A 14,530-nucleotide genomic window follows, 5' to 3' on the forward strand; every position below is an offset into this window, starting at 1 on the left:
CCGCAGGCAGTACAAAGCCAGAGGCAAGCTACTAGCCAACTGGGCGGTCGGCGGAGAGACTGGCGGTATGGCCACCCGGAAGTCCAGTCAGCAGGAGACCGTCACTGTCGACGGCCACCGGCTCAGGCTGACCAACCTGGACAAGGTGTTGTATCCCGAGACCGGGACCACCAAGGCGGAGGTCATTGCCTATTACTCCGAGATCGCGGAGTACCTGATTCCGCATGCAGCCGACCGGCCGGTTACCCGGAAACGGTGGGTCCACGGCGTCGGCACCGCCGCAGAACCGGGCCAGGTGTTCTTCCAGAAAAACCTGGACAAGTCGGCGCCGGACTGGGTCCAGCGGCACTCTATCGAGCACAAGAGCAATATCAACGTCTACCCGCTGGCCAACGACCGGGCAACGTTGACCTGGCTGGCCCAGATCGCTGCCTTGGAAATCCACGTGCCGCAATGGAAATTCGGTCCGCGCGGCAAGATCAACAATCCGGACCGGATGGTGCTGGACCTGGATCCCGGTGAAGGAGCGGGATTGACGGAGTGCGTTGAGGTGGCGTTCCTGATCAAGGACATCCTGGAGGGGATGGGTCTTGACCCGAGGCCGGTCACGTCCGGCTCCAAGGGGATCCATTTGTACGCCGGGCTGGACGGCAAACAGACATCGGACGAGGTCAGTCAGGTGGCCCATGAACTGGCACGGGTGCTGGAAGCCGATCATCCTGACCTGGTGGTCAGCGACATGAAGAAGTCGCTCCGCAAGGGCCGTGTCCTGGTGGACTGGAGCCAGAACAACTGGGCCAAGACCACCATTGCCCCGTACTCGCTGCGTGGTCGGCCGCATCCCACCGTGGCAGTGCCCAGGACCTGGCAGGAATTGCAGGACCCGGATCTCACCCATTTGGACTTTCAGCAGGTGCTGGAGCGGGTTAAGCAGACCGGTGACCCGCTCGCGGGGATGGCCGGCGGCCGCGCTGACGAAGAATCGCTGGCCGCGGCGCCGGCGGCCGACCGGCTGAGCGTCTACCGGTCCATGCGCGACCCGGACCGCACACCCGAACCGGTACCGGCGGCCGTCTCGCAGCGGGGGCCGGAGGACGGCCCGGTTTTTGTGATCCAGGAGCACCACGCCCGCCGGCTGCACTACGACGTCCGACTGGAACATGAGGGAGTGCTGGCGTCTTGGGCTGTGCCCAAGGGCCCCCCGGTAACTACCGGCAAGAACCATTTGGCCGTCCAGACCGAGGACCACCCGATGGAATACGCCACCTTCGAGGGCACTATCCCCAAGGGCGAATACGGCGCCGGGGTGATGACCGTTTGGGACAGCGGCACCTATGACGTGGAGAAGTGGCGGGACGGCAAGGAAGTCATCGTGGTGCTGCACGGCAGCCCGGAGGGCGGTTTGGCTAACGACGGCGGTCCCTCCGGGGCGCGCCGGTACGCCTTGATCCAGACCGGCGGCGAGGGCGGCAAGAGCAACTGGTTGATGCACCTGATGAAGGACCAGCCGCGCGCAGAAACCGGGACGGGCCAGGGAACACCGTCGAAGGACAAGGACAAGGACAAGGACAAGGACAAGGACAAGGACAAGGACAAGGGGGCGGCCGCCGCACCGGCGGCGTCGGCGGCGTCGGTCAGCGCCGGGGCAGCTCCGGGGCAGGCCGGTGCGCCCCAGCCGGTAAAGCCGATGCTGGCGGTCCAGGGCACCGAGGCATCCATCGACGAGGACGACGGCTGGGCGTACGAGATGAAATGGGACGGGATCCGCGCCGTCGCCGTCGTGGCGGAGGGCAAGGTGCAATTGATCAGCCGCAACGGCCTGGACATGACCAAAACCTACCCGGAGCTGGCGGACTTGCCTGATCATGTGTTGGCCCAAACCGCGGTGCTGGATGGCGAAATCGTTGCCCTCGATGCCAAGGGACGGCCGGACTTCGGCCGGTTGCAGAACCGGATGAACTTGGTGAAGGATGCCGATATTCAGCGGGCGGCCAAGAAGTATCCGGTGGAGTATTTCCTCTTTGATTTGCTGGAATTGGACGGAACGGCAACGCTTGGGCTGGAATACTCCCAACGGCGCGAAATCCTCAAGGAAGCGGTGGAAGCGCCCGAGGACGGACACATCCAGGTTCCGCCGGAACTGGACGCAGCGGTGAAAGAAGCTGTCGCAGCCAGCAAGGAGGTGGGCCTCGAGGGCATCATTGCCAAGCGCACGGATAGCAACTACACGCCGGGCCTACGGACAAGGAGCTGGATCAAGATCAAGAATCATCTGACCCAGGAAGTGGTCATTGTGGGCTGGCGGCCGGGCAAGGGGTCCCGTGCCCGCAAGGTCGGCTCGCTGCTGGTGGCGGTGCCCGACGGGGTGGAACTGAGCTACCTTGGCCGCGTCGGTTCCGGCTTGACCGAACGGGAACTTGCCGAAATCGGATCCCGGTTGAAGAAAATGTCCCGCAAGACGCCGCCGCTTGACGGCGTGCCGGCAGCGGATGCCTCGGACGCGCACTGGGTCCGGCCCGCGCTGGTCGGCGAGGTTCAGTTCAGCGAACGCACCGAGGCCGGAAAACTGCGGCACCCGGTCTGGCGGGGCTTCCGGCCGGACAAGAAGCCGTCGGACGTCGTCGTCGAAATTCCGCTGCTGATGCCCTGACCTGGCGGACCCAAAGGCTTAAAAGATTTTGCACCGAACCCCTATCATTCTGCGGATGAATCGTTAGTCTTTACCCAGAGGAACTTCAGGGGGAAGTTTCCGGGGGATGTTTCTTGGGGAAGAAGGCAGAACCTCATGGGGAGTTCATTTAAGCCGACTATTCGCGACGTGGCTGAGCGGGCCGGAGTCTCGCTGGCAACGGTGTCCTATGTCCTGTCCGGGCGGCATGGGGGGTCGACCCGGATCAGCGAGCCCACCAAAGCCAGAGTGGTGGAGGCCGCGAAGTCGCTGGGCTACGTGCCCAACCATGCGGCCCGCGGCATGCGGCGCGGGCGGACGGACACGGTCGCCGTCGTGGTGGAAAACCTGGATTCGGCCTGGGACCGGCAGTTGGCAGAAGTGGCCAACCGCGTGCTGCCGGAACACGGCTACCGCGTGGTGGTCCTCCTGGGCCAGGAAGCGTGGCGGAACTTCATGCTCTCCGGCGGCGCAGACGGTGCCATTCTGGGGTTCAGCACCGAAACGCCGGAGGAAGACCACACGCTGCGCGATCTCGCGGACCGCGGCGTGGCCCAGGTGGTGGTGTCGCAGTTCCAGCAGCCCGATGGGTTCGATGTGGTCTCCGTCGACGCAGAAGCCGGCATTGCGCAGGCGGCCGCCTATTTAGCGGACAGGCACAGCCGCATCGCCGTGCTGCACCGTGGCGGGCCTGCACCGGGCCCCCGCGGTACCCGGCTGGGGCTGTTCCGGCAGGCCATGGCCGACCTCGGCGTGGAGCTGGACGAGAACCTGATCCGGGCCACGCATGGGTCCTGGCGGGAGGCGTACCAGGTGGCAGGCGAGCTCCTGATGCTGCCCGATCCGCCCACCGCGTTCTTCACCACCGCGGATCTGGAGGCACTGTGCGTTTCCGGTTCCGCCACCGCGGCCAAACTCCGGATCCCGGACGATATGGAAATCATTTGTGTGGAGACCTCGGACCTGGGGCATTACTTCGACCCCCCGTTGACGTCGGTTGGCCCGGATCCGCTGGTGGGCACCGTGGTGGACCTGCTGATCGACCGGCTGGAGGGGCGGACGGCGCAGAGCAGTGGACGCCTGGTGCCTGCGCCGTGGAAGCTGCACCACCGGGGAACCACGGTGGCCGGCGTGTCCGGGGAGGAGGCGGCCGACGGCTCCGACGAGGCAGCCGACAGTGTTTCCAACGGGGTGCCCTAGCCAGCCGACGCGCGAGCCGGGGCTAAAGTTCAGGGATGGACTGCATGCGGCACAGCTACGGCCCGGATCCCAGTCAGTACGCCGAACTGTACCTGCCGGACCGGAGGCGGTACCGCGCCGTCGTCGTCCTTATCCACGGCGGTTACTGGCGTGCCGCCTACGCGGCCGATCTGGCACGGCCGCTGGCGGCGGACCTGGCCGGGCGCGGCTGGATCTGCTGGAACGTCGAGTACCGCCGGGCGGGCAACGGCGGCGGCTGGCCGGAAACGTTCGACGACGTTGCCTCCGGCATCGACCAGCTCGCCATTGAGGCGCAACGGCTGGGGTTCGCTGCCGACCATGTGGTGGGGCTAGGCCATTCGGCGGGAGGCCAGTTGGCCGTGTGGGCCGCCGGGCGCGGCCGGTTGCCGTCGGGGGTTCCGGGACTGCGTGCGCCCGGGGCGGCTCCTCGGGTGGAGCTCGACGCGGTGCTCAGCCAGTCCGGGGTGTTGGATTTGGCGCGTGCCCACGAGCTGGGCCTGAGCGACGGGGCGGTGGAGAACCTGCTGGGCCGGCCCAGCGACCCATCCGCGGCGGACGTTTCCACGGCACCGCGTGCGGGCCGTGACGGCGGAGGGGCGAAGAGTGCAGGCACGGACGTCACTGGAGCGGAAACCATCGGAACGGAAGGCGGGGGGTTGGATGGATCCGACCCGTACCGGCTGGCTGATCCGATGTGGAACCTGCCGTTGCCGGCGCCGGTCTACGCGTTCCATGCGGACCAGGATGCGGACGTGCCGCGGGAGCTGTCCGAGCGCTATGTTGCGGCTGCCCAGGCGGCCGGCGGCCAGGCCGAACTGATCCTGGTTCCGGGGGACCACTTCGACCTGATCAACCCTGCCTCGGAGGCGTTTGCCCGGATCCGGCAGGTGCTGGCGCGGCTGGGCTGATACCGGTGCCGCAACCGGCGCCGCTCTGCTACCTTGGCAATGTGCTCACGGTCATAGGCGAGGCGCTGGTGGACGTGGTCCGGTCCGATACCCGACCGCCCCGCGCGCATGTTGGCGGAAGTCCCATGAACGTAGCGGTCGGGTTGGCGCGGCTGGGCCATTCCGTCCAGTTCGTGGGCCGGTACGGCAAGGACCAGTTTGGGGACCTGATCCACAGCCACCTGCGGCGCAACTCCGTGCTGGTGCCGCTGGACCCGGACGGCTCGCCCACCAGCACCGCCACCGCCCGCCTGGATCCCACCGGTGCCGCCCGCTATTCGTTCGACCTGCTCTGGGAACTGCCGGAACTCGAACAGGCCAGGCCGCGGCTGCTCGACGAGACGGTGTGGCTGCACACCGGCTCGATCGCCACCATGCTGGAGCCGGGTGCGCACACCGTGTTCAGGACCGTGCAGCGGGCGCACCCGCGGGCACTGGTCAGCTACGATCCGAATTGCCGGCCCACCCTGATCACCGACCGGGACTTTGCCCGCCGGCAGGCGGAGAAGTTCGTGGTGCTGGCCGACGTGGTGAAGGCCTCCGACGAAGACCTGCGGTGGCTGTACCCGGACCGCACCGTCGAGGAGACGGCACGGGACTGGCTGAAGCAGGGGCCGGCCGCCGTGGTGGTCACCAGCGGCGCGAAAGGCAGCTGGGGCGTGGTCCGTGCCGGAGCGGTGGCAGCCGGTGCCCCGGCGGTGTCCGTGGTGGACAGCGTCGGCGCCGGTGACGCCTATATGTCCGGGCTGCTCGATGCCCTGCTGCAGGCCGGGTTTTCCGGGTCGGCGCGGCGGGAGAGGTTGCGGGACATGGCCACCTCCACACTCGAAGGCCTGATGATCCACGCGGCCCGGTCTGCCGCCATCACGGTCTCCAGGGCCGGGGCGAACCCGCCGCATCGGGACGAGTTGGCCTAGCCCGGCGCCCTGGCGGCAGCTTCGTCCCTAGACTGGTGCAATGCGCCTCATCGCCAGCGACCTGGACGGAACCATCATCGGCCGGGACGGGAAGATCAGCCCCCGCACCGTCCGTGCCTTCCGCAGTGCCGCGGCCGCCGGCGTCGAAATTGTCTTCGTGACCGGCCGGCCGCCGCGCTGGCTCACCCCGTTGGCCGAGCAGATCGGCCACCGCGGCCGGGTGATCTGCTCCAACGGGGCCGTGGTCTATGACCTGGTATCCGGACAGGTTCTCTCCGCGCAGGCGTTGCCCTATGAAAACATCCTCGACGTGCGCGACATCATCCTGCACCTGCATCCGTCGGCGACCTTCGCGGCGGAAACCACCGAGGGCTTTCAACTGGAGCCGGGCTTTATCCAGCCAGGCTCGGTGGAACTGCTGGACGGTATCGTTCCCCAACTGCTGCCGGACAGTCTGCGCCGCACCGATTCGGTGGTGAAGCTGCTGGCCCGGGGCACCGACCTCGATCCGGATGACTTTCTGGCAGAGGTTGGCCCGGCGGTAGGCCATCTGGCGGCGGTTACGCATTCGGCGCCGGGCAATCCGCTGCTGGAAATGGCACGGCCCGGGATTAACAAGGCGGTCACGCTGGCGGAGTATGCGGGCTCGCTGGGCATTGATGCCCGGGATGTGGTGGCCTTCGGCGATATGCCCAACGACATCGAGATGCTGCAGTGGGCGGGGGCGGGGTACGCCTTGGCCTCAGGGCATCGGAGGGCGCTCGAAGCGGCTGAATTCCGTGCTCCGGCTTTCAAGGACGACGGCGTCGCCCAAGTGATCGAGGACCGCTTGGCGGGCCGCCAGCAAACGCCGCGCGGACCGTTGGCCACCGCCTGATCCGCGGTTTAGGAGCCGCGGCCCGCTCCGACCGCCGCCGCTTGCGGCCGGGTTCCGGGACCTTCGGACAGATACCGGCGGGCAAACCAGCTGGGGCCCACGGTCCGCTGCCTCGCGGACAGGGCCAGGTCGGCAAAAATCAACTCTTCGAAGAGGCCCGCCTCCGCGGATACTCCGGCGCCCGGCGCGGCAATGAAGCTGCGGCCCGGGCCGTTCCACGCCACGGCCGGCCCAGATCCGCGCCGGCGGGCCAGTGCCCGAAACCAGCCGTCCCGTCCGGCGCTGCCGCCGGGCACCACCAGCAGTTGGGCGCCCTCGTCGGATACCGACCGGCGGGTCCGGCGGACGGTGCCCCCGGTGGCTGAACCGGCGTCGTCCTCGGTGGCGAGACTGATCAGCCGCCCGTTCAGTGGCACCACAGCGGTTGAGTCCGTGCAGGCCTGGAGCTCGCCGGCGGCGTCCAGCAGCCAGAGTTCCGTCCCGGTGCCCGCGCGGCTTGTCTCAGTCCACGCGCGGCTCCCAGTGCCGGGGCGGTTTGCTGCCCCGGTGCTTGTGCCAGCGGCAGCGGCCACCCCGTGGTGCGCCGCAAGCCTGCCGAGCTCGCGGCGGAAGCCCGGCGGGAAACACGAGGGCAGGACCAGCAGCTCGGCGCCCAGTCCGGCCGCCTGTTCCAGCCAGCGCTGGCTGCGCACCACCGCGCCATCGCCGTGCAGCCCGGCAGCCTGCACAAGGGCAATGCGCATGAGTTCCTCCTGGTCGGCAACGGTGGGCGGGCCGGTAGAGTACCGGGTGTGAGCAGTGCCAGCCCGTACCTCAATCCTACGTTTCCCGGTTCCGGGCAGGGCCGGCCGCTGGCATTGTCCCACCGCGGCTTCTCGCTGGCCGGACAGGAAAACTCGATGGCCGCGTTCCGGGCCGCCGTCGATTTGGGCTTCCGTTACCTGGAAACCGACGTCCGGGCTACCAGCGATGGCATGCTGATGGCGTTCCATGATCCGACGCTGGACCGCACCACCGACGGCCGCGGCGAGCTGGCCGCGCATACGGCCGGACAGCTGGCGCAGGTGCGCATCTCCGGGGAGCCGATTCCCAGGTTCGAAGAGCTGCTGAGCGCCTGGCCGGACGTATGCCTCAACGTGGATGTAAAAGACATGGCCGCGGCCGACGAACTGGCCCGGCTGATCGAAGCCCACGGAGCGCATGACCGCGTGCTGGTTACGTCCTTCTCCGACCGCCGCCGCTTCCGGGTTCTGCGCGGCCTCAGCCGTCCGGTCGCGGGTTCGGCAGGCGTATATGCAACAGCGGGAATCTACCTGCTGGGCTTCGTGGGGCTGGCTAAACAGCTGGCGAGGCTGCTCCGGGTGCAGGCCGTGCAGGTGCCGGTAAAGTACGGCCGGTTTACCGTGGTGACAAAGGGATTCGTGCGCCGGTGCCACCGCGCCGGCCTCCAGGTGCATGTCTGGACCATCAACGAGCGCGCCGAAATGCAGCGACTACTGGCGCTGGGCGTGGACGGACTGATCTCCGACCGCGCCGACATTCTGGCCGAGGTGATGGCCGAACGCGGCAGCTGGCCGCAGAGGGAGTCAACATGAAGGTCCTGATCGCACCGGACAAGTTCAAGGGAACGCTGTCGGCGGCGGAGGCGGCCAGCGCCATGGCCGACGGCGTGCTGCGGGTCTATCCGGACGCCCACGTCCAACTGCTTCCCATGGCCGACGGCGGCGAAGGGACCTTGGAGGCCGCCCTCGCCGCCGGCGCCGTGGAGCACACCGACCGAGTTGTCGGACCATTGGACCGGGAAGTGACTGCCTCCTGGGCCTTGCTGGAAGGCCCGGACCGCAAGACCGCCGTCATTGAAACCGCCCGTGCCTCCGGGCTGCTGCTCACCGAGCCCAGCGTGCAGTCCGCGCTGGCGGCCCATTCCTACGGCAGCGGCCAGCTGATCGAGGCGGCGCTGGATGCCGGAGCCACCGAAATCGTGCTGGGTGTCGGCGGGTCCGCCATGACGGACGGCGGGTCCGGCGCGTTGCGCGCCCTCGGGCTGAGCATCTACAACGACGGCGGCGCCGAAGTCCTGCTCGGGGGTGCGGCCTTGGCGACCGCCCATCTCCTTGATTCCTCCGGCCTGGATCCGCGGCTGGCCAAGACCGTTATCCGGATAGCGGCCGATGTGGCGAATCCGCTGTACGGCCCGGACGGTGCCGCGCACGTCTTCGGTGCACAGAAGGGAGCCGACGCGGTCTCGTGCCGGCTGCTCGACGAAGCCCTGCAGCGGTGGGCGCAGCTGCTGCTGCAGGCAACCGGCCGCGATGTCAACGTAGCCGGTGCCGGTGCCGCGGGTGGTTTCCCGGCCGGATTCATGGCCTTAACCGACGCCGGCGTGGCGCGGGGGTTCGAGGTCGTCGCAGACCTGGTGGGGCTGGATGCCGCCTTGGCCGATGCCGATCTGGTGCTGACCGGCGAGGGCTCGCTGGACCGGCAATCGGAGTTTGGCAAGGTGCCGCTGGGTTTGGCCGGACGCGCCCACGAACGGGGAATCGCCGTCGTCGTCGTGGCAGGTCAGATCAGCTTGTCGCCGGACACACTGGCCGTACACGGCGTGCACGCGGCCGCCAGCTTGGTGGACGCGGCCCGCAGCGAGGAGCAGGCGATGGCCCACGCCGCACGATATGTCACGTTGGCCACGCAGCACGCCCTCGAAGGGGCCTGAGCCAGCGGCCAGACCTATCATGAGGGCATGAGCAGTACCTTGGTCCCGTCCTCCGCGGCAGTGCGTCAACGCTTCCTTCCATCCCTGGTGCTCTGGCTGGCCCTTCCCATGGCCGTGCTGGTACCGCTGTGGGTGGTGGCCGGACGGGTATTGTTCGGGATCGGCGGCCAGATGGTGCTCTGGCTGGGCATCAGCCTGGGCCCGGTGCTGCTGGTACTGCTGCTGCTCAGTGGCCTCAAGCTGGCCGAGGCGGCGCGCCGGGGTGTGTTGCTTCCGGTGCGGGCCGTCGCGGCGCCGGCTCTCGCCTGGCTGTCGGCGATTGCCTTTGGTTTCACTGTCCCGGACTTCGGCGGCGGTGCCGGCGACGGTGCATCCATCATGTCGCTGTTGGCCGGTCCGTCCGCGCTCGGGATGTCCACGGCGCTGTGCAACCCGTGCGGCATCATTGCCCTGGCGTTGACCATCGCAGCCACGGTGTTCGCTTTCGCTGCCGCGGCCGACGGTAAGCCGGGGGCCCGGCGACCGGGCCACGCCAACGACTGAGCCGGCCCCCGGCGCCGGAGGCCTAGCTAGGGCTGTCGCGCCTCGCGGTTCCGCCGGACATGGCTGCGGGCATGGTCCACCGCAGCGTCCAGCTCCCCGAACAGGTGCTTGTGGTGCCGCAGCGATTCCAAGACGCCCACCCGGCGGGCCAACTGCAGGTGCCGGTCCTGGATGCCCTTGATGAGCACGGTGATGCCCCGGCGCTCCAGGGCGGTGATCAGGTCCGCAATGACCTTCGCGCCGGTGGCGTCGAGGATCTGCAGCTGAGACATCCGGATGATCACCACCTGCACGTTGTGGATGGCGCTTGCCCGCTCCAACACGCGGTCCGCCACACCGAAGAAGAGGGCGCCGTCGAGCCGAAACACCGCAATCTGCTCGTCGCCGTCCTGGGCGGGGCCGGGGATTTCTTCGCGGTGCACGCCGCTGGAATTGACCAGTGACCGGAGGGCGAAGAAGGCCGCAACCACGATGCCGATGGCCACGGCCTGGATCAGGTCGAAGGACACCGTGATGATCGCGGTGATGATGAAGACCGCTGTGTCCGCCCGGGTGGAGCCCAGCACGCTGCGCAACGTGTTGAGCGAGACCATCCGGAAGGCGGTCACCATCAGCACGCCCGAGAGTGCGGCCAGCGGGATCTGCGAAACCGGCCCGGTGGCAAAGTAAACCACCGCCAGCAACACCAGTGAATGCACGACGGCGGAGGCACGGGTGCGTGCGCCCGCCCGGAGGTTGACGGCCGTGCGGGCAATGGCCCCGGTGGCCGGCATGCCGCCAAAGAAGCCGGACGCCAGCGAGGCCAAGCCCTGCCCCACCAGTTCGCGGTCCGCGTCGTAGGGCCCGGTGTCGGAGATGGAGGCCGCCACTCGGGCAGAGAGTAGTGACTCGATGGCGGCCAACGCAGCGATGGTCACGGCCGGTCCGGCCAGCGCGGCAACCATGGCGAAATCGACGGACGGCAGGGACGGCGCCGGCAGGGCACTGGGCAGGGCGCCGATTCTGGTGACATCCAGCCCGGCCAGCTGGGCCACCAGCGTGGCGACGATGATACCGATGATCGAGCCGGGCAGCTGGGGATGGATCTTGGGTGCCCCCAGCATGATGGCGGCCACGATCAGCACGAGGACAACGGGCCAGAACATGCTGGCCAGGGACGCGGTGCTCAAAGCCTGGATCGCCGAGACCGCCGCGTTGGTACTCGGGCCCGGCACTGTCCCAAAGGCAGCCGGAATCTGCTGCAGGAAGATGATGACGGCGATTCCCAGCGTGAAGCCTTCGATCACTGGCCACGGGATGTAACTGACCGCGCGGCCCAGCTTCAGCACCCCGGCGACGAGTACTATCAGCCCGGCCATCAGGGTCACCACGGCCAGTGAGGAGAGGCCGTAGTTGGCGAGGACGGGTGCCAGCACCACCACCATGGCTCCGGTGGGACCGGATACCTGGATGTTGGAGCCGCCGAAAACCGCGGCGACAATGCCGGCAATGATGGCAGTGATCATTCCGGAGGCGGCACCGGCGCCGGAACTCACGCCGAAGGCCAGCGCCAGCGGCAGGGCAACAATGCCGACCGTGATGCCAGCCATGAGGTCGTTTTTCCACGTGCGCGGAAGCTGGGCGTAGTCCGAAGCGCCGGGCAGCAGAGCGGCGGCTCCCTTCAAAGCCTTCACCGTAACGGGGCCTCTTTGACGGCGGCTCCGGCCGTCGATGGGACGGACTCGCCGGCCGGCGGGCTGAAGCCGGCCAGTTGCTGCGTTGTGGTGTGCAGGAGTTGCTGCAGCAGGCTGCGTGCCACGGTCAGCAGGTCGGCCACTTGCGGATAGGCCAAGCGGTAGAACACCTGCACGCCGCGCCGCTGTGCCACAACCAGGTTGTACCGCCGCAGCACTGCCAGATGCTGGGAGAGATTCGACGCTTCCTGGTTCGTGCCCTGCATCAACTCGGTCACGGTCACCTCTGCTGTATCTGCGAGCAGTTCCAGTACCCGGATCCTCACCGGGTGGGACAGCCCTTTGAACAGATTCGCTTTGACTTCATACAGCGGGGCATCGGCGGCGGGAAAGCGGTCCACGGGATTCCTTCAGAAGTTCATTACTTTAGAAGTCCATCATATAACGGATTACGGGTTCCGTTCTGGCAACGAAGACGCCCGCACCCGGCCTGCTGCAAGGCCTGGGTGCGGGCGTAGGTGAGGGTAGTGGCTCAGGGCCGGTGTCGGCCGAGTCGGCTCAGGCCGGAACCACCTCAAGAACGGGCAGGCTGTCCAGGCCGCGGCTGGAGTTGTTGATCTTCCGCACTCCCTCGCCGACGGTAAACGACTTCACCCGGCGGCGGAGCGCGTCGAGCACCGCGAAGGCCTCAAGCCGGGCCAGGCCCTGTCCTGCACACCCATGCACTCCGTACCCGAAGGACAGGTGGTCGATCGGGTTGCGTTCCACGAGGAAGGCGTCCGGATCCTGATAGTGACGGGGGTCCCGGTTTCCAGCACAGAAGAGGAGGGCCACCTGGGAGCCGGCCGGAATGACCGTGCCGTCAACGTCGACGTCCTTCGTGGTGCCGCGGCCTTGGGCGTGCATCAACGCCTCATAGCGAAGCGTCTCGTTGAAGGCAGCGGGAATGAGCGAGGCGTCCTGTCGGAGCAGTTCATACTGGTCGGGGTTCGCACCAAAAGCCGCGATGGCGTTGCCGATCGCCGCGATCGTCGTGTCCAGGCCCGCCGCCACGTACTGGTGCACGATCTTGCCGCAGTTCGCGGCCGGTATCTCGCCGCGGTGGCCGGCGTCGAAAATGGCCCGGCCCATGCTGCCCTCAACAAGTTCCTCGCGCTGAAGCGTGGTGGCCCAGTGGAACAGTTCCCCGGCCAGCGGGAAGTTCTGCGCGGTGCGTTCGTTCATCGGTCCAAGCACATTGAACGCCGCAGCCCCCCAATCCAGGATCTTGTTGCGGACGTCGCCCTGCACCCCAATGAGGTCCAGAACCACCTGAAGCGGCAGTTCGCGGGCAAGGTCGCCGATGGCGTCAAACGAGCCACGCTCCACCACGCCGGCCACCAGATCGTCGGCCTTCTGGTCAATGCTGGCCTTCAGCTTGCGCAGCGCGCGCGGGGAGAGGTTCTCGGTGAGGGCGCTTCGCAGGGCCTCGTGCTGCGGCGGATCCGTGGCCAGGCTGGTGCCGATCAGGGCGCCGTTCATGTCCGGATTGAAGGCGACGGCAGTCGACGAGAAGGCTTCCCAGTTGCCGAGGGCTTCGCGGATCTCCTGGTACCGGGTCAACACCCAGACGTCATTCTTTTCAAGTCGCACCGCAGCGGCCTGCTCGCGCAGTTCGGTGAATACCGGGTAGGGGTCGAGCAATACTTCGTCGGACCAAAGGTCGATATCGGACGTCTGCAACACTGCAACCATTCCGTGGCACCTCGCATCGTGTAGAGGGCGCAGCAAGCGGCAGGCGCTACTGCGGGCTTCGGGCATTGACCGTGACCCGGATCATGTGTCCGGCGCCACTACGGTTATCCAACGACGTCCGCCCGCATAATACAAATGAATGTTTTGAATGATGATTATGTGTTTTGTGCATTCATTGGCGGCACAGCCTACGGGATTGCCGGGTAGAGCATGACCGGACTCAGCGCCGTGCCGGCCGGGTACTGGCCACCCAGCAGGAAGGCGCCTTCGCCGGTGAGAACTGTGGCGAAGCTCGCTGCGCCCGTCGATGTCTCGGGTTGCCGGGTCAGCCGGGAGATGGCCACGAACCGTTCCTGGTTGCTGCCGCCGCGTTCCCGGATCAGCAGAACCGCTCCGGCATCGTCGAAGTCCACGCGTGGGTCCTGAAATTCGACGTCGAGCATGCCCCAGTGTCCGCTCAATCTGACCGAGCCGGCGAATTCCATGCTGCCACCAGAGCCGGATGCGGCCTCGCCTTCCCGCAGAGGAAACCAAAAACCTTCCGGACGCCTCTCTGCCGGCTCTTTGACGTCGATCCGGCCGTCGTCGAGCGACTCGATGTAGGCCGTCAGGCTTGTCTTGATTGGCCAGAGTATTCCTGCGCCCATGTCTGCCCCCTGCACTGGCCGCACCCGGATCTGTTCCAGGCACGTGGTGAATGTTGACGTTACAAGAACACGTCCGAATATGGTTTCCGCCGCGTCGCTTTACGGTGTGGATTTTCACACGACAGTATGTATTCTGAGCGTAAGCAAGATCACAAACCGGATTAGTGCGGGTTGGGACAATATGGCGGCGGCGCTGCCGTGAGGAAGGTCAAGATGAAGATTGTTGTCGACTGGCCGCGGTGCGAGGGGCACGGGCTGTGTGAAGAAGCGGCCCCTCAGCTGATGCACCTCGACGACGAGGGGGAACTGGTCGTGGACGTTGAAGACGTAGATGCTGCGAACCTCGAAGCAGCGAAGGCTGCCGTCCGCGTCTGCCCCGTGGCAGCCCTCCGGCTCGCATGACGGCGGTGGCCCTGAACTACCGGATCCCGGTACCGCGTCTGCGCAAACTGAGTGTCAAGGCTCCTGATCCCGCATCTGCGGCCTAGTCGGGCGTGTCAAAAACAGTGCAATTCGTGCAACTAAAGCGTTGCGCGACTGCCACACAAGGAGGTGCTGTGCAGTACTCGTTTACACAGGTGATCCCCTGC

14 protein-coding genes are annotated in these 14,530 nt (G+C 67.0%); 9 read left to right on the forward strand and 5 right to left on the reverse strand.

The window, feature by feature from the left end; genetic code table 11:
• The first annotated feature begins 67 nt into the window (after nt 1–67).
• The 5 genes from E4J89_RS07770 to E4J89_RS07790 all read left to right on the forward strand — a co-directional run bounded on the left by E4J89_RS07770 (nt 68) and on the right by E4J89_RS07790 (nt 6,630).
• Nucleotides 68–2,650, forward strand: a complete 2,583-nt coding sequence (locus E4J89_RS07770) for an ATP-dependent DNA ligase (protein WP_136785564.1) — start codon at nt 68–70, stop codon at nt 2,648–2,650.
• A 135-nt stretch (nt 2,651–2,785) separates the two neighbouring features.
• Nucleotides 2,786–3,868: a LacI family DNA-binding transcriptional regulator gene (locus E4J89_RS07775; protein WP_136785565.1), complete on the forward strand. Its 1,083-nt coding sequence runs from the start codon at nt 2,786–2,788 to the stop codon at nt 3,866–3,868.
• A gap of 35 nt (nt 3,869–3,903) precedes the next feature.
• Complete coding sequence (locus tag E4J89_RS07780; RefSeq protein WP_205754438.1) at nt 3,904–4,797, forward strand: alpha/beta hydrolase; 894 nt, start codon at nt 3,904–3,906, stop codon at nt 4,795–4,797.
• A gap of 41 nt (nt 4,798–4,838) precedes the next feature.
• Nucleotides 4,839–5,753 carry a carbohydrate kinase gene (locus E4J89_RS07785; RefSeq protein ID WP_136785566.1) on the forward strand — a complete coding sequence of 305 codons (915 nt, stop codon included), beginning with the start codon at nt 4,839–4,841 and terminating at the stop codon, nt 5,751–5,753.
• 40 nt (nt 5,754–5,793) lie between these two features.
• Nucleotides 5,794–6,630 (forward strand): HAD family hydrolase, encoded by an 837-nt coding sequence (locus E4J89_RS07790; RefSeq protein ID WP_136785567.1) that lies wholly within the window; start codon nt 5,794–5,796, stop codon nt 6,628–6,630.
• An 8-nt stretch (nt 6,631–6,638) separates the two neighbouring features.
• Here the strand turns inward: E4J89_RS07790 and E4J89_RS07795 are convergent, their stop codons facing one another.
• Nucleotides 6,639–7,373 carry a carbon-nitrogen hydrolase family protein gene (locus tag E4J89_RS07795; protein WP_136785568.1) on the reverse strand — a complete coding sequence of 245 codons (735 nt, stop codon included), beginning with the start codon at nt 7,371–7,373 and terminating at the stop codon, nt 6,639–6,641.
• A gap of 48 nt (nt 7,374–7,421) precedes the next feature.
• Between E4J89_RS07795 and E4J89_RS07800 the strand changes: the two genes are divergently transcribed.
• The 3 genes from E4J89_RS07800 to E4J89_RS07810 are packed head-to-tail and all read left to right on the forward strand — an operon-like array spanning nt 7,422 to nt 9,886.
• Nucleotides 7,422–8,225, forward strand: coding sequence for a glycerophosphodiester phosphodiesterase (locus E4J89_RS07800; RefSeq protein WP_240691786.1), 804 nt, complete (start codon nt 7,422–7,424; stop codon nt 8,223–8,225).
• The gene (locus E4J89_RS07805; RefSeq protein ID WP_136785569.1) at nt 8,222–9,343 is read left to right on the forward strand and encodes a glycerate kinase; all 1,122 of its coding nucleotides are present in this window, start codon (nt 8,222–8,224) and stop codon (nt 9,341–9,343) included. The genes E4J89_RS07800 and E4J89_RS07805 overlap by 4 nt, the downstream gene beginning before the upstream one ends.
• 27 nt (nt 9,344–9,370) lie before the next feature.
• Nucleotides 9,371–9,886 carry a hypothetical protein gene (locus tag E4J89_RS07810; protein WP_136785570.1) on the forward strand — a complete coding sequence of 172 codons (516 nt, stop codon included), beginning with the start codon at nt 9,371–9,373 and terminating at the stop codon, nt 9,884–9,886.
• 26 nt (nt 9,887–9,912) lie between these two features.
• Here the strand turns inward: E4J89_RS07810 and E4J89_RS07815 are convergent, their stop codons facing one another.
• The 4 genes from E4J89_RS07815 to E4J89_RS07830 all read right to left on the reverse strand — a co-directional run bounded on the left by E4J89_RS07815 (nt 9,913) and on the right by E4J89_RS07830 (nt 13,940).
• Entirely contained in the window at nt 9,913–11,559 is a 1,647-nt protein-coding gene (locus E4J89_RS07815) for a SulP family inorganic anion transporter (protein WP_240691787.1), read from the reverse strand.
• Nucleotides 11,556–11,960, reverse strand: coding sequence for a metalloregulator ArsR/SmtB family transcription factor (locus E4J89_RS07820; protein ID WP_136785571.1), 405 nt, complete (start codon nt 11,958–11,960; stop codon nt 11,556–11,558). Before E4J89_RS07820 ends, E4J89_RS07815 begins: the two co-directional genes overlap by 4 nt.
• Nucleotides 11,961–12,117: 157 nt before the next feature.
• Nucleotides 12,118–13,293 carry a cytochrome P450 gene (locus E4J89_RS07825; RefSeq protein WP_136785572.1) on the reverse strand — a complete coding sequence of 392 codons (1,176 nt, stop codon included), beginning with the start codon at nt 13,291–13,293 and terminating at the stop codon, nt 12,118–12,120.
• 188 nt (nt 13,294–13,481) lie between these two features.
• Entirely contained in the window at nt 13,482–13,940 is a 459-nt protein-coding gene (locus tag E4J89_RS07830) for an HtaA domain-containing protein (protein WP_136785573.1), read from the reverse strand.
• 213 nt (nt 13,941–14,153) lie between these two features.
• On the opposite strand from E4J89_RS07830, the gene E4J89_RS07835 reads away from it, so the two are divergent.
• Nucleotides 14,154–14,342 (forward strand): ferredoxin, encoded by a 189-nt coding sequence (locus E4J89_RS07835; protein ID WP_127513154.1) that lies wholly within the window; start codon nt 14,154–14,156, stop codon nt 14,340–14,342.
• Nucleotides 14,343–14,530: the final 188 nt, after the last annotated feature.

Origin of the sequence: Arthrobacter sp. CAU 1506, assembly GCF_005047635.1 — a bacterium.
In the GTDB taxonomy this organism is placed as follows: Bacteria; Actinomycetota; Actinomycetes; order Actinomycetales; family Micrococcaceae; genus Crystallibacter.